Below are 23,654 nucleotides of genomic sequence, written 5' to 3'. Positions count from 1 at the left end.
GAAATCGCTCACTCAGCGTTGAGCGTATCCTGAATCTCGAGGCGAGGGAAAAGCCGAAACGCGAACTGGTGGGCCGCGGAGAAGTGCGCGCTATCAATCGGCCAGTTCCGAACTCGAGCGTAGCGTCCCGCGGCCGAGCACACGACGGCTTCGAGAGCCGATCTCGAGACGAACAGGAATTCCGCAACCGATCGTCGGGTGTGGCTCGAGTCCTTCTCACCGATCGGACACAAATCGCGCTCTCACCAGAGCAGATGCGGCCAAACGAACGTAAACAGGACCCAGATGAGCCCGGTGAGGACGGCGGTCATGATGGCGTTCAAGATGAGCCCCGCGCGGAGCATGTGGCGCTGTTCGACGTAGCCGCTGCCGAACACGATGGCGTTGGGCGGCGTCGCGACCGGGAGCGCGAAGGCGAAGCTCGCGGCGATCGTCCCGGCGACCGAGAGGAACAGCGCGGTCGAGAAGTCGGTCAGCCCGAGCGTCGCCGAGAAGACGCTCCCGAGGCTGATCAGGATGGGAACGATGATACTGGTCGTCGCGGCGTTCGACGTCATTTCGGTGAGGAAGATGACCAGCAACACGACCGCGCCGATGACGAGGACAATGGGCGCGCCGACGAGCCCGCTGAACGCCGTGTTCGCGATCCACTCCGTCGCACCCGTGTCCGCGAGCGCGTTCGCGAGCGAGATACCCCCGCCGAACAGCAACAGCGTCCCCCAGTCGATGTCGACCAGTTCCTCCCACTCCATCGTGTCGGCCAGTACGAGCGCCGGAACCGCGGCGACGCCGACCATCACGTAATAGAGCAGTCCCTGATGGCCGTCGACGCCGAAGACCGTCATCCCCTCGCCGCCGAAGATGGTCGTCATCCAGACGCTCGAGAGGTACGGTTCGAAGAACTCGCCGAGTCCGCCGACCATCCAGAGCCCGGCCGTCGCGGCGAAGATCGCGGCCACGCGCTTGCCGCGGGGAGCGAGTTCGCCCTCCGCCGCGAGTTGCTCTCGAGCACTGGCTCGAGCGGCGCCCACGTCGGGGACCTCCGGCGGATACAGCACGTAGGTCAGGACGAACCAGACGAGTGGGAGCGTCACGACGACGATCGGGAAGCCGACGAGGAACCAGTCGGCGAACCCGATCTCGTAGTCCAGAATGGCGTTGAGCTGGCCCACGAGGATGGCGTTGGGCGGCGTACCGATGATCGTCCCGACGCCGCCGACGCTGGCGGCGTAGGCGGTCCCGAGGAGCATCGAGATCTGGAGGTTCGTGAACGCGGCCGGCGACTCGGCGATCCCGCCGTCGGCAGCCGGTTCTTCGGACGCCGACGTGTCCTGCGTTTTCGCCTCCGACGACGCGAGGTCATCGCGGTCAAGGACTTGCGTGAGGACCCCGACCGCGATGGGCGTCATCATCGCGGCCGTCGCGGTGTTCGAGACCCACATCGACAACACGGCGGTCACGACCATGATCGCGAGGATCAACCGCCGCGGCGAACTGCCCATCTTGGCGATGGAGTACAGCGCGATCCGCCGGTCGATATCGTACTTTTGGATCGCGTTCGCGAGCATGAACCCGGCCAGGAACAGGAAGATGATGTGATCCGCGAACCCGACGAGCGCGGCGTCCATCGAGTCGTAGACGCCGGTGCCGGTCAGCAACACGGGAATCGTTAGTGCGGTGACCGCCAGCGGAAGCGCACCGGTTACCCAGAGGATGCCTGCGAAGAACATCGTCGCAATGGCGTACTGGCCCGTCACCGAGAGCCCGGCCGGGGACGGGGCGGCTGCGATCGCAACCATCCCGATCCCCGCAAGGAGGAATTGTACTAATCGCTTGTTTGACCCGCCCAAGAGTCGATGTATCATTGATACAGCCATGAATAATCATTATTGTTATTAAATCTTTTCATCCGCAAGCGTGAGATCACCACCCACGCTGTTCACGCGTCGAGATGCGAGGTCTACAACTCACCTCGCGGACGCGACGGGGAATCTGCGGTGGTCACAGCGACGGTCCTCACTCCGACTAAAAATGGTCGACGATCGCCCGCACCTGCTCGTCGGCGAGTTCCACGCTGTAGAGCTCCAAGAGCGTCTCCCGGCGCGCTCGAGAGAGGGACCGGTTCCCGCTCTCGAGCATCGAGATGTGGGCCTGCATGAGCTCGTCGACTTCCCGTTCGACCGCCCGCTGGTCGTACCCGGCGGCGACTCGGAGCAGTCGCCACGCGCGCGGCGAGATGGCATCGGGATCGGGAACGTCGGATGCGTCCATGAGAGTCGGTACGAGTGAAATGAGAGGCATCGTTGAAATGTGCTTCGTCAGGAATCGGCGTCATACGCCGCCGCTTGCCCCGAATGAGTTCGCCGCACTCGTCCCCTATCGTCGAATACTGGCCGTTACTCCTCAAAAGAGCCGCTCGAGCAGTCGCGATGTCTGATCCCCAGTCAGAGCGTGTAGTCGTACTCGCCGTCTTCGGTCGCGAGGAAGGCCTCGAGCAGATCGATCGTCGCAGCGATGTCGTCGACGTGGGCGGTCTCGGTCACGGTGTGGAGGTATCGGGTCGGGACCGAGATCGCGCCGACGGGTTTCGCGCCGGCGGTGTGCTGGAAGCCGGCGGTGTCGGTGCCACCCGACGGGAGTATCTCGAGTTGGTGGTCGATCTCCTCGTCCTCGGCGAGCGACTGGAGTCGGCCGTGGAGTTTCGGGTTGGTGATGACGCTCGAGTCCTTGAGCTTGATGGCGGTGCCGTCGCCGAGTTCGGTGACGTGCGAGCCGGCGTCGAAGCCGGGGATGTCGTTGGCGACGGTGACGTCCAGTGCGAGCGCGAGGTCGGGGTCGATATCGACGCCGAGGGCGCGAGCGCCGCGGAGTCCGACCTCCTCTTGGACGGTCGCACAGAAGTGGATCGTCACGTCGGGATCGGTCAGCCGGCGGGCCGCCTCGAGCATGGCGAACAGACAGACACGGTCGTCCAGCGCTTTGCCGGTGATCGTCTCGCCGACGCGCTCGGTGGTCTGGTCCATCGTGACGAGGTCGCCGGGCGAGACGCGCTCGGTTAGCTCCTCGTAGGGCAGACCGGGGTCGACGACGACGTCCTCGACCTCGGGGGTCTTCTCCCGCTCGCTCTCGTCTAACGTGTGCGGCGGTGGCGAGCCGATAACGGCCGGAACGTCCTCGTCTTCGGCGTGAATCGTCACGCGCTGGGCCTTGAGCACGCGAGCGTCCCAGCCGCCGAGCGCGTCGAGTTCGACGAAGCCGTAGCCGTCGTCGTCGCCGCGGATGTGGCGAACCATAAAGCCAATTTCGTCCATGTGTGCCGCGACGGCCACCGAGTAGTCGCTCTCGCCCTCGAGGGTCCCGACGACGTTGCCCATCGCATCGGTGCGCACGCGGTCGACCGAGTCCTCGAACTCCCGGACGACGAGTTCGCGGACGCGATCCTCGTAGCCGGGGACGCCACTCGTCTCCGTCAACTCCGTCAGGAGCGACAGATCGAACGGAACGGTTGTCATGCCCGTACGTGCGGCGCGATGTGATATAAGGTCGTGGAAACGGGCGGAGCACTGCCGTGAGTTTGGCCGCGAGCGCCGTTCCGGCCGGCGGAGAGTCCGAATTCGATGAGTGTCCGCGGTCGTAACCGCGGAGTATTAACGGATCCGTCCACTACTCGTGTGTATATGAGTGACGTACGTGTTGCGGGCACAGGGCTGACGCCGTTCGGGAACAGTCCCGAACGGACCGGCCGGGATCTCTTCGCCGAAGCGAGCATCGCAGCCTTCGAAGAGAGCGGGGTTCCCCGGGACGATGTCGAGGCCGTCCTCTACGGCAACTTCATGGGCGAACTCTCCGAACATCAGGGCCATCAGGGCCCGCTGATGGCCGAAGCGGCGGGCGTGCGGGCGCCGGCGACCCGCTACGAATCCGCCTGCGCCTCGAGCGGCGTCGCGGTCCGCGAGGCGGTCAAACGGATCCGCAACGGCGAGAACGACGTGTTGCTGGTCGGCGGCGCGGAACGCATGACCAACCTCGGCACCGCGGGCGCGACCGAGGCGCTCGCCATCGCCGCGGACGACCTCTGGGAGGTGCGGGCCGGGGTGACCTTCCCCGGCGCGTACGCGCTGATGGCACAGGCCTACTTCGACGAGTTCGGCGGCGAACACGAGGATCTGGCCCACATCGCGGTGAAGAATCACGAAAACGCCCTCACCAACGAGAAGGCCCAGTACCAGCGCGCGATCGAGGTCGCGGACGTCCTCGAGGCCCCGCCGGTCTCCGAACCGCTCGGGCTCTACGACGCCTGTCCGATCTCGGACGGCGCGTCGGCGCTCGTCCTGACGAGCGAGTCCTACGCCGCCAAGCACGACCTCGAGGCCCCCGTCGCGATCACGGGGACCGGGCAGGGCGGCGACCGGATGGCCCTCCACGACCGCGAACACCTCGCCCGCTCGCCCGCCGCGCGCGAGGCGGGCGCGGAGGCCTACGCCGACGCCGGCGTCGACGCCGGCGACGTGGACTTCGCGGAGGTCCACGACTGCTTTACGATCGCCGAAGTACTCGCGCTCGAGGCCTTGGACCTCGAGCCGATCGGCGAGGGGATCTCGGCGGCCCGGAACGGGCGGACGACCGCGGACGGCGAGACGCCGATCAACCTCTCGGGGGGGCTGAAGGCCAAGGGCCACCCGGTCGGCGCGACCGGCGCGTCCCAGATCGCTGAAGTGACCGATCTGTTGGCCGGCGAGCATCCCAACAGCGACCACGTCGCGGATGCGACGACCGGCGTCGCCCACAACGCGGGCGGTACAGTTGCGAGTGCAACCGTTCACGTGTTGGAGGTGGTCGCATGAGCGAACGAAGTGACGCAAATGCGACTACGCCAGAGCTTGCTCTGGAGGTGACGAACTGATGAGCGACTCCGAAAACGAGGTCCACGACGCCGGCTTCGACAACTGGCTCGCGGCCGCCGAGGAGGGGGACGCGTACTACCTCGAGTGTGCGAACGGCCACGGCTCCCTGCCGCCGCGTCGGGTCTGTCCCGACTGTGGCTCGACCGACCTCGCCGAGGCCGACCTGCCCGAAACCGGCGATATTCAGACGTTCACCGTCACGCACGTCCCGACGCCGGCCTTCGAGGAGGACGCGCCCTACGCGACGGCCGTCGTCGACTTCGGCTCCGTTCGCCTGACCGGACAGGTCGTCGGGGTCGATCCCGAGGCCGTCGAAACCGGGCTCTCGGTCGAACTCGAGATCACGGTTTCGGAGACGACCGGCGAGCGCGTGATCGGCCTCCGTCCGGCGTAGTCGCTTTTTTAGGTTCGAACTCGCCGAGTCTGGAAGCGGGTCGAATTTCGGAAGAAGACCGTCTCGCTCGACCGCTCGACTACTCGTCGCCGCCGATATCGACTCGCGGGAGTTCGGCGCTCAGGTACTCGACGAACTTGTCGGGGTGCTCGGCGTGGGGCAACTGCGTCGCGTAGTCGATGACGACGAGATCGAGGTCGGCCGCCTCGGCGAGATCCCTGCCCTCCCGAAGCGGAACGAGTTCGGCGTCTCGACCCCAGATCAGCGTCGTGGGGGTCTCGAGGGCCGCCAGCTCCGTCGCGAGGTCGAAATCGGGGTCGAGGGTGCCCGCGGCGAAGGAGGCGGTCGCGTAGCGTGCGCCTGGCTGGTGGGCGCTGGTCCACGCGTACTGGACCTCGTCGGCGTCGATCCGGTCGGAATCATAGTAGCCGTCCCGGTCGTAGAAGTACCGGATCGAGGGCTTGCTCGCGAGCAGGTTGTACAGCGTCGTGCCGACGATCGGCGTCCGCATGAGGGTTCGGAGCCACGGTCGCTCGTCGCCGGTCTCGTCGGTCGGACAGATCAATACCAGCCGCTCGAAGTCGGTCTCGTCGGCGGCATCGACGGCGAAGGTTCCGGACAGCGACGAGGCGACGACGATCGGCTCGTCGGTCACGTCGGCCGCGAAGTCGCGGACGAACTCGGCGTAGAGGGTCGCGGAGTAGACCAACGGCGGCCGCTCGGATCGGCCGAACCCGGGAAGGTCGACCGCGTACACGTGGTAGTCCTCGGCCAGTTGCTCGACGATCGGCTCGAACTCGTGGCTGCTCGAGCCCGCGTAGATCCCGTGAAGCAGGAGCATGTCGGGATCGTTCGGATCGCCCGCGACGGTGTAGCTCGTCTCGATCCCTCGCCATCGATACGTCCGTTCGACGCCGATCAGCGGGTTCTCGAGGTCGCCCGCGCGTCGCTTGAGGAGGCGGTTGCCGAGGACTGCCCCACCGATGGTTCCGAGAGCTGCACCGAGGACTGTTCGGGCTTTCATAGACGAACATAGGACGGCAACGGCCTTAGACCTCAGGTATGGATTCAGAACCTGCTGGAATCGGCACATCGACCGACGAGTGACGAGCGAGCGCAGTGAACGGACGAGTCGAGGAAGTGTGCACGAGTCGGGTAGTTCCCCTCTTCTCGAGCGGCCACGGTGTCGCTACTCCGGACCCGAGCCGTCCTCGCCCGGCTTGGTCTCGAGGTTTTCGACGCAGGCCTCGACAGGCGCGAGCACGTCGTTCGCGATCGAGTACGGGTCGGTCTCGCCCCGACGCACGGCGTCGGCGAGGTCGTCGATCCCGCCGCGTTCGTCGAGTTCGTCCTCGAGCAGGGCGTGGACATCCTCGCGGAGCAGCGTGCGGATCTCCTCGGCGTAGCGCTGGCGGACCTTCTCGGCTCGAGTGCCGGAGTCGACGAGGTACGCGCGGTGGTTCGCGAGTTCGTCGATGAAGGTCTCGACGCCGGTGCCCTTCGTGGCGACGGTCTCGACGATCGGCGGCGTCCAGTCCTCGGCCTCGTCTTCGTCCGCGTCGGTCTCGCCGTCCCAGTCGTCGTGGGCGTCGATCACCTCCTGACTGTGGTGGCCACCGCTGCCACTGCCGAGCCCGCTCTCCTCGCCGAGGTGGACCATCTCCCGAAGCTCCTGTACCGTGCGGTCCGCCCCGTCGCGGTCGGCCTTGTTCACGACGAAGACGTCCGCGATCTCGAGGATGCCGGCTTTCAGCGTCTGGATGTCGTCGCCCGAACCCGGCGGGACGAGGACGGCGACGGTGTCGGCGGTCCGGACGATGTCGATCTCGTTCTGGCCCGCGCCGACGGTCTCGATGATGATCTTGTCCTTGCCGAAGGCGTCCATCGCCTTGACGGCGTCCGCCGTCGCCGTCGAGAGACCGCCGAGCGTGCCGCGGGCGCTCATCGAGCGGACGAACACGTCCATATCGCCCACGGTGGAGGCCATCCGGATGCGGTCCCCGAGCACCGCGCCGCCGGTGAACGGCGAGGAGGGATCGATCGCGATGACGCCGACCGTCTCGCCGCGGCCGCGGTAGGTTTCGGCGAGTTTGTCGACCAGCGTGGACTTGCCCGCGCCGGGGCTGCCCGTAATACCGATCACATCGGCGTCGCCCGTGTGCGCGTACAGTTCGGAGACGAGGTCCCGATAGCCCGGCGATCGATTCTCGATCTTCGAGATGGTCCGGGCGAGCGCGCGGTGTTTCCCCGTCAGTAGGTCCTTGAGCAGCGATTCGTCGTCGGCGTCCATGGTCATCGCTGGGGCGCGTTCTCGCGGACGAACTCGATGGTCTCCTCGATCGACGTGCCGGGGCCGAAGATGGCGGCGACACCTTCTTCTTTGAGCCCCTCGCGGTCCTCGTCGGGGATGACGCCGCCGGCGAGGACGAGGGTGTCCTCTTTCGCCCCGTACTCCTCGAGGCCGTCCATGATCTTCGGGACGAGCGTGTCGTGTGCGCCCGAGAGGATGGAGATCCCGAGGACATCGACGTCCTCCTGGACCGCCGCCTGAACGATCTCCTCGGGGGACTTGTGCAGGCCGGAGTAAATGACTTCGAAGCCGGCGTCCCGGAACGCGCGCGCGACGACGTGAGCACCGCGGTCGTGGCCGTCGAGACCGACTTTGGCGACGAGACACCGGATCGACTCCGCTTCCTGTTCGCTGCTCATACACACACCTACCCGATCCGACTGTTTGACTTTAACGGAAGATGGTTGAAGTTGCGACGAGAAGAGAGGTCTCCGCCCGCCGGCGAACTGCCGGTCGATCGCCCCGTTCCCGGCGCGTATATTGTTCCGTTACTGTCACGTCTCAACGGAATCGGTCCGAACCAAAGGCTAAAGAACGAAACGACCGAACATTCCGCTAATGACTATCGTTCGTCTACTGCGGAGGGATCTATCGTGGGCGTTGAAATAAAGGAAACGCGTGTGCCCGATGCCGAGTTCGAGGAGATGAAGGGCTTCGTCTTCGAGTACCTCGCGGCAAGCGTCGAAAAGGAGGAGGAAGGGGGTCGCATGCGCTGGTACCCGTGGCACTCCGCCGAGTACCGCCACAACCACATCCTCAACGTCGTCGATCTCGCGACCGACATCGCCGAGGAGGAGGGCGCAGACGTCGACGTCACCCGCGTCGCCGCCCTCTTTCACGACGTCGCCAAACTCGAGACCGATCAGGAACTCCACGCCGAGGCCGGCGCTCGTGTTGCCCGCGAGTACCTCGAGTCCCGCGCCGAGTACCCCGAATCGTTCATCCAGCAGGTGTGTCGCGCGATCGAACACCACTCCTATCAGGGCGATCTGACCGATCTCGCACTGGAGACCCAGTGTCTCATCGAAGCCGATCTGCTCGATAAGGTCGGCGCGAACGGCATCGCCCTGATGTTGCTCCGGATGGGCTACGAGGCCCGCACCCACATGGACTGCGACGAGATGGTCGAGCGCGTCCTCGAGCGCGGCTATGACGCCGCCTCCCGTGTTCAGAGCGACACCGCCGAGGGCATCGCCCACCAGCGCCTGAAACGCGTCAAGTGGTTCAGCGAGTGGCTCGAGGACGAAATCGCCGCGATGGGTAACTAAACGGGTCCGGTGCCGGTCGCGGCCTCGCCCGCTCGAGTCCTGTTTTTCTGACGACCTCGAGACCGGCAACTCCCGATCGACGACCGACCGAATCGGCCGGTGCGTTCATACTGGTCTGCTCTCGAGACGAGTGTAATGCACATCCCACGTCGGCCGAGCACCGTCTCAGTTCTCGTCCTCTGCTGTCTCGTACTTCTCGCTACGGTCCCCGTCGCGACGCTGGCCCAGCAGTCTCCGTCTCCGGTCGGGAACGGTGCCGACTCGAGCGGGCAACCGGTCTCGACGTGTTTCACCGGGTCGGGAACCGAGTTTATGATCGGCGCCGAGAACGGCACGCACATCTGGGTTCGGCTGCACGCGGCGATGCTGACCGACTCCGGCGGCTCGATCGGTGCCGAACTCGCCGGCTCGACCGGCGGCTCGTCGATCACTGAGGTCGTCGTCGGGTTCGAGTACGTCGGCGATGGACTCCGCGATCTTCTCACGAGCCCTGCCGACTCGATCGACCTCGTCAGCGGGTTCGACTTCCGGCTCCCGATGCTCGAGAACGTGATGACAGGACTCAGCGCGGAATCAACCCAGTCCGACGGGGACCGGTCGAACGGCGAGGAGGGTACCACGGGTAGCGACGGCGAGACGGCGGAATCCGACGGCCGCTTCGAGATGCTCAGGTGCTAAGCCGCCGGTCTCGTGCCGTCGGTGGGCGCTTCCGACTCGAGAAAGCGAGAAGATCCGAGACGCGTTTCGAGAGCCGCTCAGACGAACCGGAGCGCGCCCATGACGAGAAAGAGCAGCCCGAAGCCGACGAGGACGACGGCGCTCAGCGCGGCGACCGCGGGGGCGAACGCATCGACGCGCTTGCCGGCCGCGGCCAGCGCCGCCGGGTAGGCGACGATCCACAGAGCGATCCCGCCGAAGAAGCCGATCAGCAGCGCCGGCGAGCCGGTCTGGACGACCAGCGTGCCCGCGAGGGCCTGCCCCACCGCCGGGGCGTGTGCGAGCACGTCGAGGGTCCCCGGCTCGAGCAGGCCGACGCCGACGGTGAGCCAGAAGCCGATCTGGTAGGGGTTGGTCAGCGAGAGGACGAACGTCTTCCGGAACCCCGTGGCGGCGGCTCGGCCGGCATCGGTAAACGACGTCGCCGTTCTGGCCTCGTCGATCGCACCGATCGCGAAGTACAGCATGAGACAGCCCCCGGCCAGATAGAGCGCGGGCCTGACGGCCGGAATGCGGTCGATCACGGCGACGATGCCGGCCAACGTGAGCGCGAAGAAGATCGCGTCCGCGAGCATCGCACCGAGACCGGCTCGGAATCCGGCCGGCCAGCCGCGGACGACGCTCTCCTCGGCGATAATCGCGTTCATCGGTCCCGGCGGTGCCGCGAGCGCGAGTCCGAAGATCACGCCGGCCAGCGCTGTAACGACGAGTGAAGCCACGCGTTCTCGGTTGCAAGTGGGCGTGCTGCCGTGAAAAGAATCGCGAATTCGACTGCCGTGCTCGTCCAGCCCCGTTTCGGGCAGGCCGGTTGCGAGCCGAATGCGCGGCAGTCGGCGGTCCATCACCTCGCGGAACCGCAGTCGGGTCCGCATTCAGGCGTCGTCACCGCCCACATCCGAAACCAGCGGATACGACTGCGTCCCGCCGCTCGAGCGCCGCGCGACGAGCGTCGCGACTGCGATCGTGCCGTCGTCGTCCTCGCTCCCATCCTCGTCTCCGCCATCGTCGACCGGTCGCCGCCGCTCCTCGTAGGAGAGGATCGTCAGATCCAGACAGGCCCGGAGCAGGTCGTTCGACCGGTACCGGTAGCGATCGGTCGAGGGGCCGGCGACCGGGTCGCTCGAGCGGAGGTGGTGCTCGTAGATCAGCACCCCGCCGGGGGCGAGCGCGTCTTTGAGCGCCGGCAGGTGCTCGAGGGCGGCGAAGAAGCTCACGACGATCACGTCGTAGCGCTCGCGGCCGGGATCGAAGTCGGCCAGATCGGCGCGGATCCAGTTCGCGTCGACACCCCGTTCGGCGGCGCGGTCCCGAGCGCGCTCGAGCGCAGCGTCGGAGATGTCCACCGCGTCCACGTCGTAGCCGTGCTCGGCGAGAAAGAGCGCGTTTCGCCCGGTCCCGGTCGCGACATCGAGCGCGCGCCCGTCCGGAAGCGTCGAAATGCGGCGCTCGAGCGCCGGAACTGGGTCGTCGTCGGGGTCGAAGTCGGCCTGCTCGTACCGGTCGTTCCATCGGTCGCGGTCGTCGCTCACGGGGCTATCGACGGACGCTCGACGCTTAACTGTCGGGCTCCGAACGGGGCCGTCCGACTGGTTCCGACCGCAGGTGGTCGGTTCGACGCACGAACCAGTGAATCCTTTTTGCGCCGTCCCATACAAGATCATAACGACATGCCGACCACGTGCTCCATGCCGGTGAGACGACCATGAGACGGCGCGAGCTGATCGCCGGGCTCGGCAGCGTCGGCGTACTCGCCGGGGCGACCGGGATCGCCCTCGGCGGAGTTCCCTCGTTCGGGACGGACCGCGCCGCATCCGAGGAGGGCGGGGAGACGGACGGCCCGGTCGAGGTGGAGACGATCGACGCCCGGGGGAGCGAGGCCGGGACGATGACCGTCCCCAACGACGACGTTACGGTCGCCATGTTCTTCGTCACCGGGTGTGGCAACTGTCAGGCGCAACTGCCCAGACTCGCCGACGCACGGTCTCGCCTCGTCGCGGACCACGGAGACGATCTCACCTTTCTGTCGGTGACCTACCAGTCGTTCGATAGTATGCCGGACGACGAACTCCGGGAGTGGTGGCGTGCCCACAGCGGTAACTGGGCCGTCGGCTACGACTCGAGTTCGACACTCGCGGCGAGCTACGGCATCGTCGGCTACCCCGTCACCGCCGTCATCGACGATCAGGGCGAGAAACGCTGGGAGGAACTCGGGGTCACAGCTGCTGCGGATATCGTCGCGGCCGTCGAGTCCGTTCTCGAGGCGAACGATGGAGAGATGTCCGAGTCAGCCTCCGAGAACGAGACGAGCGGGCGATCGGCGAGCGACTGAACGGTCACCCGTTCGAGCCGCCGAGACCTACGACGAGCCGTTTCCGAACCGGGTGAACAGCCCCGAAATCGACTCCTTCCACGACGACTGTGCGTCACCGATCGCGGTGATGCCCTCCGGTCCGACGAGACAGAGCCGCTCGCTCGCGACGGCGATCGCCGTCACCGCTGTCACGGGGTCCACCGCGAGTTCCCACTGCCGGGAGCCGTCGCCGATCCCCAGCGCGGTAACGTGGCCGTCGCCGGTACCCAGACAGACGGTGTCGTCGATGACGACCGGATCTGTCGTCGCCTCGCCGGCGTCGACCCGCCAGCGTTCCGCGCCCGTCCTCGCGTCGACCGCGTAGACGCTTCCGTCGGTACTGGCGGCATAGACGCTCCCGTTCGCGACCGCCGGCGACGCGGCGAACCGGCCGCCGGTGTCGAACCGGAACTCCCGCGAGCCGTCGGCGGCCGACAGCGCGCACAGCGTCCCCCCGCAGCCGACGTAGACGCTCCCGTCCGCGACCGCCGGTGGCGTCCGTACCGTTCCCGCGACCTCGAGGTCCGTCTCCCAGCGCCGGCTCCCGTCGGCGGCCGCGAGCGCGATCACGCGCTCGGCACAGGTGGCGTAGGCGACGCCATCGTCGACGGCGACGCCGACGAGCGAATCCGTGAGCGGGGCCGTCCAGCGCGGGTGGCCAGTGTCGGCGTCGATCGCGTGGAGGGTGTCGCTGCCGACGTAGACCGTTCCGTTTGCGACGACCGGGGACGTGCGGACCGTGGCGTCCATCCGATACCGCCACCGCCGCTCGCCGGTCTCGATATCGAGCGCGTAGACCGCGGCGTCGCCGCCGACGTAGACGGTGTCGCCGACCACGGCGGGCGTCGTCCCGATCGGCGCGTCGGTCTCGAACCGCCAGCGCTCGTCGCCGTCTCCGAGGGCCAGTGCGATGACGGAGCCGGCGTCGCTCGTGGCGAAGACGGTGTCGCCGACCAGCGCCGGCGGGGCGTCGACGGTCCCGGCGGTCTCGACGCGCCACTGCTTGGTCGGCCGCCCGCCGAGCGCGTCGCCGCGGCCGACGAAGCCGGTGCTCGCCGGCCCCGCACGGGCCATCGGCCAGTCGAACTCGTCGTTCCCGTCGTCGCCGTCCTCGAGACGGTCCGTCGCGGTCGACGCCGCGCTCGAGACCGCCGGGACCGGGTCGTCGACCAGTGGCCGAATCGCGGAAAGCGAGTCGACGGCTTCGAGGGCAGTCAGCGCCCGGATCGCACGGGCTCGAACGCGCCCGTCGGGATCGGCGAGGCGCGGTCGGAGTTCGGCCGCGAGACTATCCGCCTCGGCCTCGAGTTCGTCGGTCGACTCGGCGACGTCGGCGAGCGTGCCGGCAGCGGCGGCCCGAACGTCGGCGTCCGGATCCGAGAGCGCCGCAGACAGCTCGTCGGTCGCCGCCTCGAGCCCCTGCGGATCGTCCGCGGCCATCGTCGCGAGCGTGCGCCCGGCGGTGGCCCGAACGATCGGATTCTCGACGGCGATCCCGGCCGCGACCTTCGAGACGCCGGTCGGCCGCAGGCTGTCCGACTCGTCGGCGAGCACCCCGAGCGCGAGCACGGCGAGCCCGGCCGCCCACGGGTCGTCCTCGAGCCGGTTCCCGAGCCCGGAGAGCTGGTTGTTGATCCCGTCGGTGTGACTCGGCGTCTCGCCTCCGCTGACGAGCGAGGCGGCGTCGAGCAGCCGATCGTCGACGCTGTCGAGATTGTCCCCCAACGCGGAGCCGTCGTCGGCGTCTGCAAGCGCGAGCGTTCCGAGCGCCAGCGCCGCGTATCCGCGGACCGCCTCGGTATCGTCGTCGAGCACGGCGACCAGTCGCTCCCGGCTCTCCGCGGCGTCGTCCGGAGACGCGGCCGCCAGTCGGGCGATCTCGCCCGCGATCGACGCCCGATCGGTCTCGGCCTCGGCCGACTCGAGGTCGTCGAGCAACAGCGCCGTGACCGGTCTGCGGTCGGTTTTCGCGACGACCGCGGTCAGGACGCGGCCGAGCGCCCGCCGCCGGTCGCCCGTCGCCGCCCGAAACCGCTCGACCAGCGGAGTCGCCGCCTCGGCGAGCAGGTCCGCGTCCGTCCGTGCGATGTCGGCCAGCGCTGTCGCCGCCGCGGTCGCGCGCTCGTCGCCGGCCGAGATGATCTCGGTGAGGGCCTCCATCGCCGTCGGCTCGGTCTCGCTCTCCGCAGCGAGGAGCGACTCGAGCGTCTCCAGCGCCGCCGTGTGCACCCTCGGCGTCGGCTCGACGAGCAGGTCGCAGACGGCCCCGACGGCGGCCTCCGTTTCGGCCCCCGTCTCGAGGCCGAGGGCGGCAAGCGCCTCGCAGGCGGCGATGCGGATCGGTTCCTCGTCGGCGTCGGTCTCCGCGACGGCGAGCGCGACCGGTGGCCGGCGGTCGCTGCGAGAGACGGGCGCGACCGCGGCGAGGGTCTCGCGGACCGTGGCGCGAACGCTGCGGTCGGGATCGTCGACCGCGCCGAAGAGCCCGATCAGCGCCGGCCGGACCTCGTCCGGGTCGGTTCCGGCGAGTCGGGAGAGCGCGAGCGCGGCGTTGTTCCGAACGCTCGCGTCGTTGTCCGCGAGCCGGTCGCCGAGCGGTGCGACGGCCTCACGGGCTTCCCGCGGCCGTTCGGCGGTGATCGGCACGAGGTCTCTGGCAGCCGACCGCCGGACCGCCGCGTCGTCGTGCTCGAGCCGCCGGCACAGCGATCGGACCGCCGGATGCGCGTCGGCGACCCGCGACTCGGCGATCTCCGCCAGCCGGCGGGCGGCGTGGCCGCGGACCCACTCGTCGTCGTCCTCGAGTCGGTCGACCAGCACCGAGACGTCGTCCTCGTCGTCGGCGTCCGCGAGCGCGAGTTCGCCCAGCGCGTCGGCCGCGCGGCGGCGGACGGGTTCGTGTGGATCGTCGAGTCGGTCGGCGAGCCGGGAGACGATCGGTCGGATCGCGTCGGGCCGAACCGCCGCGACCGCCGCGACGGCGCGGGCGGCTTCGAACCGTACGTCGTCGTCCTCGTCCGCGAGCACGCCGGCGAGTTCGGCGACGACGGGGGCGACGGCCTCGGGTGTCGCGTCCCCGACGGCGGCGATCGCCGCGACGCCGTGGCTTCGGATCGCCGGCTCGTCCCCCTCGAGGCGCTCCGCGAGCGGTTCGACGGCCGACTCGACCGCGTCGGGCCGCTCCGCCGCCAGCGTCGCCAGCGCGGCGGCCGCATCGATACGAACGGACTCGAGGTCGTCCGCGAGCCGTTCGACGAGTGAGTCGACGGCCGGTGCGACCGCGTCGGGGGTGCTCCCGGTAACGGCCCGGAGCGCGCCGACCGTCTCCCGGCGGACGGCGGCCTCGCGGTCGAGGCTGGCGGCCAGCGAGTCGACGACCTCGCCGACGGGCTCCGGCCGCTCCGCCGCGACGGCCGCGAGCGTTGCCGCGGCGTCGGCGCGAACGGCGTCGCGTTCGTCGGTTAGTCCCGCCGCGACGGGTTCGACCGCCGTTGTCGCTTCCGAGGGCCGCTCGGCCGCGATCGACCGGATCGCTCGAGCGGCGTGTTCCCTGATGACGGGCTCGTCCTCGAGTCGGTCGACGAGCCGATCGACGGCGTCGAGGACGGCGTCGGGCTCTCGCTCCGCGGCGGCCGCGAGGATCGCCGTCGCGTTCTCCCGGACCGTCGCGGTCTCGTCGTCGGTCGCGGCCGCGACCTCATCGGCGATCGACACGACCCGCTCGGGATCGGCGTCGGCGATGGCCGCGAGCGCGTCCGTCGTCCGAACTCGGACGCGCTCCTGATCGTCGGTGACGTAGGCCGCGAGTTCCGCCGCCGAGTCGGCGACGCCGGTCGCGTAGTCGTCGGCGATCGACGCGAGCGCGTCCGCCGCGTCCCCTCGGACCGCCGTCGATCCCTCGAGGCGATCGGTCAGCGCCGGCACGGCGTCCCGCGCGTCTCGCGGGTAGGCGGCCGCGACGGCCGACAGCGCCGCCGCCGCGTGCGATCTGATCGCCGGATCGTCCTCGAGGCAGTCTGTGAGCGACTCCACCGCGGACCGAACGTCCGCCGGTCGATCCGACGCCTCGTTGGCCAGCGTCTTGGCCGCGTACTCCCTGACTTCGGGGTCGTCAGCTGTGAGAAACTCCTCTAATTGATCGATACCGACGGTGACTTCGACTCCGTCCCCCTCTCCCTCGCCCGCTCTGTCCGCTATATTGTTCAATTCTGACATAGTGGTCCCTGTCTCACGGCGTGCGTGATTCCGCTACACGCAATCGCGTTGATAGTTGTACATGCAGACACACTCAGTTAATTCTACCTCCAGCAAAACGAGATTCAATGTCGCGGTCCGCGCGACCGGCCGAGAGCCAGCGCCGGTTTACGGAGAATCGAGGAGAAAGCCCCGTCCTTTAGGGCGGGGATGAATCCGACAACTCCTACACATTCAACCGTTCGATAGCACGGCAGGATATTCTACGTCCGAATCCGCACCTTCAAGTAGTTTTGACTACATAGGTTACGTATGGCGAAACAGGTCGTCACCCGCACCTACACTGCTTCCATACGGAACCAGCAACAGGTGTCTGATGACCTTGATTCGCTCGGGTTCGCCGCCAGTAAACTCTGGAACGTCGGACGGTGGGTCTGCGACCGCGTGTGGGGCGAAATCGGCCACATTCCCGGTCACAATGAACTCACCACGTACCTGAACTCACACGAACGCTACGATGACCTGCATTCTCAGTCAAGTCAGCGAGTCCTTCAAGAACTCGCTGAGGCGTTCAATGGCTGGTACGGCAAACGACGCAACGGAGATGCACGAGCGAACCCCCCGGAGTACCGCAAACACGGCGACGACCACCCGCGAAGCACGGTCACGTTCAAAGCCGCTGGCTTCAAACTCGACACAGAGGACGAGAGAGTCCGACTCAGCAAAGGCTCGAACCGCAAGGAGTATTGGTCGGACTTCATTCTCTGCGAGTATCATACCCGGCCTGACGTTGACCTCTCCACCGTGGAGAACGTCCAACAAGTGAGAGCCGTGTGGACAGGTGCTGAATGGGAACTGCACTTCGTGTGCAAGGTCGAAATCGAGGTTTCTGACGCACCCGGTGAGAAAACCGTGGGTGTTGACCTCGGTATCAACAACTTCGCCGCGCTCGCCTACGAAGACGGCCACAGCGAACTGTACCCGCTGAACTGCCTGAAGCAGGACGACTACTACTTCAGCAAACGCATCGCTCGCTGTGACGACTCCGACTCAGAGCAAGCCACGCGGTTGAACCAGAAGAAGTCGGCTCGCCGCACCCACTACTTCCACACCCTCTCCAAGCACATCGTCCAGCGGTGTGTTGATGAGGGCGTTGGAACGATTGTGGTGGGCGACCTCTCCGGCATCCGCGAGGACGAAGAAGACGAGGAGTCGAAGAACTGGGGTAAGCACGGCAACCTTGACTTGCATTCCTGGGCGTTCGACCGCTTCACCGGCCTTCTCACGTACAAGGCAGAGATGGAGGGTATCACGGTTGAAAAGGTGTCAGAGCGTGACACCTCGAAGTCGTGTTCGTGTTGTGGTCGGAAGCGGAAGAAGAACCGTGTTGAACGCGGGTTGTACGTCTGCGATAGTTGTGACACGGTAGCGAACGCGGACGTGAACGGCGCTGAGAACATTCGACAGAAAGTATCTCCGAGTTCACCGAGTCTTTCGGTGAATAGGAGTAACGGCTGGTTGGCACAGCCATCGACGTACCTGTTTGACAAGGAAACTGGTGCGTTCGCACCTCAAGAACAGGTCACGTCGTAAACCACAATATCCCAAACGCGGTCGGGAATCCTCGCCCTTCAGGGCGGGGAGGATGTCAAGCCTTCGCCTGCCAGCTCCGAACGCGGTCGGCGCTGACGCCCTCGACGTCGTCCGCGATCGCGTCCGGATCGGCGTCGGTCAGGTCCTCGAGGTCCTCGATCCCCGCGTCGGCGAGTTTCTCGACAGTCTTCGCGCCGACGCCGTCGAGCGCCTCGAGGTCCGAGCCGGATTCGCTCTCGCGGGCCTGGAACTCCTGATAGTTACAGATCGGACAGCCGAGCTCCCACGGCTCGTCGCCGCTGTGGACGACGAGTTCCGGCAGGTCGTGTTCCTCGCAGCGCTCGTCGGTGACCTCGATGTCGCCCCGGCGGGGTAGCGGCAGCGAGTACTCGCAGTCGGGATAGCGCGTACAGCCGACGAGCCGCGAGCCGCTCTGGAGCGTTTTGACCGCCAATTCGCCGCCGTGCTCGTCTCCACACTCGGGACACGCGCCCAGTACCGGCCCCTCGCCGGCGTCCTCGGCCTTACAGAGCGGGCAGCCGTGGACGAAGGTCTGCCGGCCCGCGAGCATCTTGACCTCGTTCAGGCCGTGTTCCTCGCACTCGTCCTCGAGGATGAGCGGCTTGCCGGTCGAGGGCAGGGGCAGCGTGTTCTCGCAGTCGGGATAGCCGTCACAGCCGATGAAATAGGAGCCGTGGCGGCTGCGACGGACGAGCAGGTCCTCGCCGCACTCGGGACACGGCCCCAGCCGCTTGTCGTCTTTGAGCGACTTGCGGAGGTGATCGCCGATCTCGTCTCTGGACTCCGCGAGGTTCTCGAAGATCTCCTCGAGCATCTCCCGGGACTCGTCGGTCACGTCGTCGAGGGTCGCCTCGCCGTTCGCGATGGCGTCCATGTCGGCCTCGAGCTGGGCCGTCATCTCCTCGCTGACGATCCGGTCGGCGTAGTTCTCGGCCGCGTCCACGACGGCCATCGCGAGCTTCGTCGGCCGCGGCGGATCGCTCTCGATGTAGCCACGATCATATAATTTTTCCAGAGTATTATGTCTCGTACTTTTCGTTCCGATCCCCATTCCCTCCATGGTCTCGATGAGCCGCGACTGGCCGTACCGGCGCGGCGGCTGGGTCTGTTTCTCCTCGAGTTCGACGTCGGAGAGCCCCAACTCCTCGCCCTCGTCGACATCGGGGACGAAGTTCTCCGTGGTGGAGAAGTAGGGATAGACATCGTGATAGCCGGGTTCGACCAGCCGCTTGCCGTTCGATTTGAGCCGGTGGTCCTCGACTTCCGCGACGACCTTGAGGTGCTCCCACTCCGCGGCGTCGGCGACGGTCGCGTAGAAGCGACGCACGACGAGTTCGAAGACCTCCCACTCGTCGTCGCTCACGTCGCCGCGGGTCGGAATCTCGCCCGTGGGATGAATGGGCGGGTGGTCGGTCGTCTCCTCGTCGCCTTCCGTTGGCAGGATCTCGTCGGCCTCGAGCAGCGACTCGGCGCTCTCGCCGAGCGACGGATGGCCGACGAACTCGTCTAAGAGTTCCTCGGGGTCGAGATCGTCGGGATAGACGGTGTTATCGGTCCGCGGGTAGGTGATGTAGCCGGCGGTGTAGAGGTCCTCGGCGATCGACATCGCCCGCTTGGCCGAGTAGCCGATGGCACCCGCCGCGCGGATGAACTGGGTGGTGTTGAACGGCTCCGGCGGCGTGTCGGTGCGGGTCCGCCGGTTGACGTCGACGACCGTTGCGGCGTCGCGGTCGGCGAGCGTCTCGTAGACCTCGTCCGCGGTGGCCTCCTCCCAGACGCGTTCGGCCTCGTTGTCGTCCTCGTCGCGGTAGAAGTACTGCGCTTCGAAGGCCGTCTCGTCATCTCGCGGTTCCTCACCGCTCGACGTCTCCGAGGCGTGTTGCGCCTCTCTCTTCGTCAGATCCGCGAAGAGCTCCCAGTAGTCCTCGGGATCGAAGGCCTCGATCTCGCGCTCGCGGTCGACGATCAGCTTCAGCGTCGGCGACTGGACCCGGCCGACGGAGATGAAGTCGTTGCCCAGTTGCCCCGCGGAGAGGGAGAGATAGCGGGTGAGCGCGGCTCCCCAGACGAGGTCGATGATCTGGCGGGCCTCACCGGCCGCCGCGAGGTCGAAGTCGAGTTCGTCGGGTTCGTTGAACGCGCTCTGGACCTCGTTCTCCGTGATCGAGGAGAACCGCACCCGGCGAATCGGCACGTCCTCGTCGACGTTCCGGACGATGTCGTAGGCCTCCTTGCCGATCAGTTCGCCCTCGCGGTCGTAGTCAGTCGCGATCGTCACCCGCTGGGCGCGACGAGAGAGCAGTCGCAGCGTCGCGACGATGTTCTCCTTCGTCGCCGTCTTCTCGACGCTCGCGTCGATCAACTCCACCGGCTCGACATCCCGCCAGTCGGAGTACTCCGAGGGGAAGTCGACGCCGACGACGTGGCCCGACAGCCCCACGCAGCGCTTGCCGCCCCACTCGTAGACGTTGACGCCGTTCTCGCGACTCGAGTCGTAGGTCCCGCCGCTCAGAATGTCGGCGATCCGGCGGGCAGCGTTGTCTTTCTCCGTGATTATCAGCTCCACCGGGGATCACCTCCCGCTCCTCGAGTCCGTCGCCGTCGTCGCGGACGAGTGTCGGTCATTGTGGCCCGGTACGAGTGAGTATCTGATAACGCTTTCGCCGAAACCGACCGACAGCGCGGGTGTGCGTGCGGTCGCGTTGCGTGCGGGTCGCGTCGCGTGCGCGTGGACCGTGTACGACCGCTGGCTGATCGCTGACTGGTCACGACTCGTCTGCTTGCACTGGCTGCGAGCCGATAGCTGCTGGCAAACAGCCATGACGACCGCACGTCTCGCGACGATTCTCCTGTCTCGAGAGACCTCTACAACGTGTATCAACGGCTGATCGAAGCGGCGACAGACTTAACACTACTTGGTGTTACCACTAGGTTGTATGAGCGAATTCGAGCAGTTCAGTCAGGTGGGCGAAGCCGATGTCACCCGTGCGATTGGACAGGAATGGACCGAGGAGTTCATGGACTTCTCGGACTCGGATGTCATCATCGTCGGCGGCGGCCCCTCGGGGCTCACCGCGGCGAAGGAGCTCTCCGAGCGCGGTGTCAAGGTAATGGTCGTCGAGAAGAACAACTACCTTGGCGGGGGCTTCTGGCTCGGCGGGTTCCTGATGAACAAGGTCACGGTCCGGGACCCGGCCCAGAAGGTCCTCGACGAACTCGAGGTCGACTACAAGCAGTCCCAGGACAGCGAGGGGCTCTACGTCGCGAACGGCCCCGAGGCCTGTTCCGGGCTGATCAAGGCCGCCTGCGACGCGGGGGCGAAGATGCAGAACATGACCGAGTTCACCGACATCGTCATCCGCGAGGACCACCGCGTCGGCGGCATCGTCATGAACTGGACGCCGGTCCACGCGCTGCCCCGCGAGATCACCTGCGTCGACCCGATCGCGGTCGAGGCCGATCTGGTCATCGACGCGACCGGCCACGACGCGATGGCGGTCAAGAAACTCGACGAGCGCGGCGTCCTCGACGCGCCCGGCATCGCCGACGCCGAGGAGAACGCGACCGGCATGGACAGCACCGGCGACGACACCTACGGCGCGCCCGGCCACGACTCGCCCGGCCACGACTCGATGTGGGTCGGCGAGAGCGAGGACGCCGTCGTCGAGCACACCGGGCTCGTCCACGACGGCCTCATCGCGACCGGGATGGCGACCGCGACGACCTACGGCCTCCCGCGGATGGGGCCGACCTTCGGTGCCATGCTCGTCTCAGGCAAGCGCGCCGCACAGGTCGCGCTTGACGAACTCGAGGTCGACGCCGACCCCGTCGAACTGACCTCGCGTGCGGCCCCGGCCGACGACTGATCGCGGATCTCCCGCTGTATGGTCGATCGACTCATCTGCTACCGCGCGCCGTCGACGGTCGCCTCAGTCGAGGAGATCGCCGACTGGCTGCGAGCGCGGATCGACGCCGACGTGACCGTCCGGGACCGATTCCTCGAGGTCCACCGTACCGACGATCTCGCGGAGCGGTTCGCCGAGGCGCGGGTCCCCTCGCCGTACGACCGCGAGACGGGCAACACGATGCTCGGGACGATCCGGTACGAGGAACGCGCCCTCGAGAACCCCGAACTCGAGGGCGGCGTACTCTACGACGGCGCGACGGTTCAGCGCGCGCTCAACGCCGCGCTTCCGGCGGCCGAACGGGGCCTCGAGACGCTTCACGTCCCGATCCTCGATCGGGCGATCGGAACGTGGGGAGAACACGACGGCCGCTGGCACAAGCGCGTGACCGTCCTCGGACAACCGGCGCTCGTCTCGGTACCCGGCCTCTACGAGGCTCCCGCAAAGCCCGAGGCCTATTATAAGGAACAGCAGCGCCACGCCCTCTTATCCGGCGGGACACCGCCGCGAGAGGTCCTCGAGAATCAGGTCGAGGGCGACTTCCTGATCGCGGACGACCCGCGAACGACCGACGCACTGAAGGGGTACGTCCTGCAGTGCTATCACTACCTCGAGACGGGCGAGGCGTTCTGCGATCGGGAGGGCTGTCGGCTGTCCAACGCCCACTACCACGAGGACCTGATCGACGCGCAACTGCGGGAGCCGGCGTTCTGTCGCGACCACGCGCAGCGCTACGAACCCTGAACGCTCCGAACCGGTTCGTATTTTTGTCCCGGTAGCCTCCGACAACACACAATGAGTGCTGAGTTTACCGTCGACGTTCCCGTTCGCTATCGCGATCTCGATCCGCTGGACCACGTCAACCACGCCGTCTACGCGAGCTACCTCGAGGTCGCCCGAACCGCCTATCTCGAGGAGGTCGTCGGACTCGACCCCGAGGGCATCTCCTTCGTCCTCGCGAACCTCGAGATTTCCTACGAGCGGCCGATCACGATGGGCGACGACCCCACAGTTGCGCTCTCGGTCTCGCGGCTCGGCGACTCGAGTTGTACCATGGCCTACGAGATCCGCGTCGACGGCGATGTCGTGGCGACCGCCGAGACGACGATGGTCCACGTCGATCCCGAGACGAGGCGACCGAGTTCGATCCCCGAGGCGATGACCCGACGCATCCGGGAGTACGAAGGCCTCGAGGCGGCGGCGTGATCGGCCACCGGCGGTCGACGGCCGTTCGCTTCGCTCGACTCACTCGAGTCGGCCGGCGGTGAGCCGAACGACGCCGAAGACGTGCGTTTCGTCCGCGACGGCGACCGCGCGCTCGCGGAGCCGGGCGTGTGCGGCGTCGATCTTCTCATCGAGCCGAAGGTGGGGCTCGTTCTCGTAGCGGAGCTGTGTCGTCGGCGGCGTCGAGAGGACGACGATCGCCCGGAAGACGGCGTTGACCGGCGGCGCGTACCACTCTCGGCTCCGGGCGGCGTTGGCGAGGACGACGGTGCCGTCGGGGCCGACGAGATCGCACCAGTCGTCGACCGCACCGGCCGGGTCCGCGAGCATGCCGACGACAAATGTCGCGAGAACGGCGTCGATCGCGTTGCCGTCCGCGACCGCGTCTAGCGCCCCGTTCCCGTCGCGCCCGATCGGTGGTTGCGTCGCATCACCCCGCAGAACGTGGACGTTGTCGGACGCCGCGGTGGCCGCACGCGCCCGCTCGAGGACGGGTCGCGTGAAGTCGATCCCGACGACGGTGCCCTCGGGGCCGACTCGCTCGCGGAGATACGGTAGGTTCGCACCAGTGCCACAGCCCATCTCGACGACGGTGTCGCCGGGCTCGAGCCGGCAGGCGGCGGCCGCGCGGCTCCGGAGACCGGCGATCCCGGGCGTTCGGCGCGCGACGAAGTCGTAGAGCCGCGCCCAGCGGCCGTAGAACTCCTGTGCTGATTCGGTCGTCATGAAGAGCA

20 protein-coding genes are annotated in these 23,654 nt (G+C 67.2%); 9 read left to right on the top strand and 11 right to left on the bottom strand.

Translation table 11 applies throughout. The annotated features are described in order from the left end of the window. Window positions 1-242: 242 nt before the first annotated feature. The 3 genes from FEJ81_RS13285 to FEJ81_RS13275 all read right to left on the bottom strand — a co-directional run bounded on the left by FEJ81_RS13285 (window position 243) and on the right by FEJ81_RS13275 (window position 3,512). Window positions 243-1,865, bottom strand: coding sequence for an SLC13 family permease (locus tag FEJ81_RS13285; protein ID WP_138245741.1), 1,623 nt, complete (start codon window positions 1,863-1,865; stop codon window positions 243-245). Window positions 1,866-2,025: 160 nt separating this feature from the next. Then, complete coding sequence (locus FEJ81_RS13280) at window positions 2,026-2,271, bottom strand: hypothetical protein (RefSeq protein WP_138245740.1); 246 nt, start codon at window positions 2,269-2,271, stop codon at window positions 2,026-2,028. Between the two features lie 173 nt (window positions 2,272-2,444). Continuing rightward, complete coding sequence (locus FEJ81_RS13275; protein WP_138245739.1) at window positions 2,445-3,512, bottom strand: M42 family metallopeptidase; 1,068 nt, start codon at window positions 3,510-3,512, stop codon at window positions 2,445-2,447. A gap of 165 nt (window positions 3,513-3,677) precedes the next feature. Here FEJ81_RS13275 and FEJ81_RS13270 point away from each other — a divergent pair, with 165 nt between their 5' ends. Beyond that, window positions 3,678-4,844, top strand: a complete 1,167-nt coding sequence (locus FEJ81_RS13270) for a thiolase C-terminal domain-containing protein (RefSeq protein ID WP_138245738.1) — start codon at window positions 3,678-3,680, stop codon at window positions 4,842-4,844. Between the two features lie 58 nt (window positions 4,845-4,902). Continuing rightward, entirely contained in the window at window positions 4,903-5,298 is a 396-nt protein-coding gene (locus tag FEJ81_RS13265; protein ID WP_138245737.1) for a Zn-ribbon domain-containing OB-fold protein, read from the top strand. A gap of 79 nt (window positions 5,299-5,377) precedes the next feature. On the opposite strand, the gene FEJ81_RS13260 is transcribed toward FEJ81_RS13265, so the two are convergent. The 3 genes from FEJ81_RS13260 to FEJ81_RS13250 form a co-directional block, all read right to left on the bottom strand. After that, window positions 5,378-6,322 carry an alpha/beta fold hydrolase gene (locus FEJ81_RS13260; protein WP_138245736.1) on the bottom strand — a complete coding sequence of 315 codons (945 nt, stop codon included), beginning with the start codon at window positions 6,320-6,322 and terminating at the stop codon, window positions 5,378-5,380. A gap of 165 nt (window positions 6,323-6,487) precedes the next feature. Continuing rightward, entirely contained in the window at window positions 6,488-7,594 is a 1,107-nt protein-coding gene (gene meaB / locus FEJ81_RS13255) for a methylmalonyl Co-A mutase-associated GTPase MeaB (RefSeq protein ID WP_394349639.1), read from the bottom strand. Continuing rightward, window positions 7,591-8,007, bottom strand: coding sequence for a cobalamin B12-binding domain-containing protein (locus tag FEJ81_RS13250; protein ID WP_138245735.1), 417 nt, complete (start codon window positions 8,005-8,007; stop codon window positions 7,591-7,593). Before FEJ81_RS13250 ends, meaB begins: the two co-directional genes overlap by 4 nt. A gap of 234 nt (window positions 8,008-8,241) precedes the next feature. Between FEJ81_RS13250 and FEJ81_RS13245 the strand changes: the two genes are divergently transcribed. Both FEJ81_RS13245 and FEJ81_RS13240 read left to right on the top strand, forming a co-directional pair. Next, complete coding sequence (locus FEJ81_RS13245; protein ID WP_138245734.1) at window positions 8,242-8,916, top strand: HD domain-containing protein; 675 nt, start codon at window positions 8,242-8,244, stop codon at window positions 8,914-8,916. 135 nt (window positions 8,917-9,051) lie between these two features. Further along, window positions 9,052-9,594 carry a DUF7332 family protein gene (locus FEJ81_RS13240; RefSeq protein WP_138245733.1) on the top strand — a complete coding sequence of 181 codons (543 nt, stop codon included), beginning with the start codon at window positions 9,052-9,054 and terminating at the stop codon, window positions 9,592-9,594. Between the two features lie 77 nt (window positions 9,595-9,671). Here the strand turns inward: FEJ81_RS13240 and FEJ81_RS13235 are convergent, their stop codons facing one another. Together FEJ81_RS13235 and FEJ81_RS13230 are read right to left on the bottom strand one after the other, a co-directional pair. Then, complete coding sequence (locus tag FEJ81_RS13235) at window positions 9,672-10,352, bottom strand: LysE family translocator (RefSeq protein ID WP_138246787.1); 681 nt, start codon at window positions 10,350-10,352, stop codon at window positions 9,672-9,674. Between the two features lie 153 nt (window positions 10,353-10,505). Beyond that, window positions 10,506-11,162 carry a class I SAM-dependent methyltransferase gene (locus FEJ81_RS13230; protein ID WP_138245732.1) on the bottom strand — a complete coding sequence of 219 codons (657 nt, stop codon included), beginning with the start codon at window positions 11,160-11,162 and terminating at the stop codon, window positions 10,506-10,508. Between the two features lie 173 nt (window positions 11,163-11,335). On the opposite strand from FEJ81_RS13230, the gene FEJ81_RS13225 reads away from it, so the two are divergent. Next, window positions 11,336-11,962 (top strand): TlpA family protein disulfide reductase, encoded by a 627-nt coding sequence (locus FEJ81_RS13225; protein ID WP_138245731.1) that lies wholly within the window; start codon window positions 11,336-11,338, stop codon window positions 11,960-11,962. Window positions 11,963-11,989: 27 nt separating this feature from the next. Here the strand turns inward: FEJ81_RS13225 and FEJ81_RS13220 are convergent, their stop codons facing one another. Further along, complete coding sequence (locus FEJ81_RS13220) at window positions 11,990-16,198, bottom strand: sister chromatid cohesion protein PDS5 (protein WP_138245730.1); 4,209 nt, start codon at window positions 16,196-16,198, stop codon at window positions 11,990-11,992. A 291-nt stretch (window positions 16,199-16,489) separates the two neighbouring features. Here FEJ81_RS13220 and FEJ81_RS13215 point away from each other — a divergent pair, with 291 nt between their 5' ends. Further along, window positions 16,490-17,770 carry an RNA-guided endonuclease InsQ/TnpB family protein gene (locus tag FEJ81_RS13215; protein WP_138245729.1) on the top strand — a complete coding sequence of 427 codons (1,281 nt, stop codon included), beginning with the start codon at window positions 16,490-16,492 and terminating at the stop codon, window positions 17,768-17,770. Between the two features lie 55 nt (window positions 17,771-17,825). Here FEJ81_RS13215 and FEJ81_RS13210 read toward each other — a convergent pair whose 3' ends face one another. Then, window positions 17,826-20,357, bottom strand: coding sequence for a DNA topoisomerase I (locus tag FEJ81_RS13210; RefSeq protein ID WP_138245728.1), 2,532 nt, complete (start codon window positions 20,355-20,357; stop codon window positions 17,826-17,828). Window positions 20,358-20,727: 370 nt separating this feature from the next. Here FEJ81_RS13210 and FEJ81_RS13205 point away from each other — a divergent pair, with 370 nt between their 5' ends. The 3 genes from FEJ81_RS13205 to FEJ81_RS13195 are packed head-to-tail and all read left to right on the top strand — an operon-like array spanning window position 20,728 to window position 22,902. Next, the gene (locus tag FEJ81_RS13205; RefSeq protein ID WP_138245727.1) at window positions 20,728-21,657 is read left to right on the top strand and encodes a sulfide-dependent adenosine diphosphate thiazole synthase; all 930 of its coding nucleotides are present in this window, start codon (window positions 20,728-20,730) and stop codon (window positions 21,655-21,657) included. An 18-nt stretch (window positions 21,658-21,675) separates the two neighbouring features. Further along, window positions 21,676-22,440 carry a DUF7001 family protein gene (locus FEJ81_RS13200; protein WP_138245726.1) on the top strand — a complete coding sequence of 255 codons (765 nt, stop codon included), beginning with the start codon at window positions 21,676-21,678 and terminating at the stop codon, window positions 22,438-22,440. 51 nt (window positions 22,441-22,491) lie between these two features. After that, window positions 22,492-22,902 (top strand): acyl-CoA thioesterase, encoded by a 411-nt coding sequence (locus tag FEJ81_RS13195; protein ID WP_138245725.1) that lies wholly within the window; start codon window positions 22,492-22,494, stop codon window positions 22,900-22,902. Window positions 22,903-22,941: 39 nt separating this feature from the next. Here FEJ81_RS13195 and FEJ81_RS13190 read toward each other — a convergent pair whose 3' ends face one another. After that, the gene (locus FEJ81_RS13190) at window positions 22,942-23,646 is read right to left on the bottom strand and encodes a class I SAM-dependent methyltransferase (RefSeq protein WP_138245724.1); all 705 of its coding nucleotides are present in this window, start codon (window positions 23,644-23,646) and stop codon (window positions 22,942-22,944) included. Window positions 23,647-23,654: the final 8 nt, after the last annotated feature.

Source organism: Natrinema versiforme, from assembly GCF_005576615.1.
Taxonomy (GTDB): Archaea; Halobacteriota; Halobacteria; order Halobacteriales; family Natrialbaceae; genus Natrinema; species Natrinema versiforme_A.
The sequence above is the reverse complement of the archived record's forward strand: the minus strand, read 5'-3'. Positions and strand labels throughout refer to the sequence as shown.

Bases quoted from the DNA above. Each gene is read 5' to 3' on its own strand.
- FEJ81_RS13190 (WP_138245724.1), bottom strand. From the start codon at position 23,646: ATGACGACCGAATCAGCACAGGAGTTCTACGGCCGCTGGGCGCGGCTC.
- FEJ81_RS13205 (WP_138245727.1), top strand. From the start codon at position 20,728: ATGAGCGAATTCGAGCAGTTCAGTCAGGTGGGCGAAGCCGATGTCACC.
- FEJ81_RS13280 (WP_138245740.1), bottom strand. From the start codon at position 2,271: ATGGACGCATCCGACGTTCCCGATCCCGATGCCATCTCGCCGCGCGCG.
- FEJ81_RS13240 (WP_138245733.1), top strand. From the start codon at position 9,052: ATGCACATCCCACGTCGGCCGAGCACCGTCTCAGTTCTCGTCCTCTGC.
- meaB (WP_394349639.1), bottom strand. From the start codon at position 7,594: ATGACCATGGACGCCGACGACGAATCGCTGCTCAAGGACCTACTGACG.
- FEJ81_RS13285 (WP_138245741.1), bottom strand. From the start codon at position 1,865: ATGATACATCGACTCTTGGGCGGGTCAAACAAGCGATTAGTACAATTC.
- FEJ81_RS13250 (WP_138245735.1), bottom strand. From the start codon at position 8,007: ATGAGCAGCGAACAGGAAGCGGAGTCGATCCGGTGTCTCGTCGCCAAA.
- FEJ81_RS13260 (WP_138245736.1), bottom strand. From the start codon at position 6,322: ATGAAAGCCCGAACAGTCCTCGGTGCAGCTCTCGGAACCATCGGTGGG.
- FEJ81_RS13200 (WP_138245726.1), top strand. From the start codon at position 21,676: ATGGTCGATCGACTCATCTGCTACCGCGCGCCGTCGACGGTCGCCTCA.
- FEJ81_RS13270 (WP_138245738.1), top strand. From the start codon at position 3,678: ATGAGTGACGTACGTGTTGCGGGCACAGGGCTGACGCCGTTCGGGAAC.
- FEJ81_RS13265 (WP_138245737.1), top strand. From the start codon at position 4,903: ATGAGCGACTCCGAAAACGAGGTCCACGACGCCGGCTTCGACAACTGG.
- FEJ81_RS13220 (WP_138245730.1), bottom strand. From the start codon at position 16,198: ATGTCAGAATTGAACAATATAGCGGACAGAGCGGGCGAGGGAGAGGGG.
- FEJ81_RS13195 (WP_138245725.1), top strand. From the start codon at position 22,492: ATGAGTGCTGAGTTTACCGTCGACGTTCCCGTTCGCTATCGCGATCTC.
- FEJ81_RS13225 (WP_138245731.1), top strand. From the start codon at position 11,336: ATGAGACGGCGCGAGCTGATCGCCGGGCTCGGCAGCGTCGGCGTACTC.
- FEJ81_RS13275 (WP_138245739.1), bottom strand. From the start codon at position 3,512: ATGACAACCGTTCCGTTCGATCTGTCGCTCCTGACGGAGTTGACGGAG.
- FEJ81_RS13215 (WP_138245729.1), top strand. From the start codon at position 16,490: ATGGCGAAACAGGTCGTCACCCGCACCTACACTGCTTCCATACGGAAC.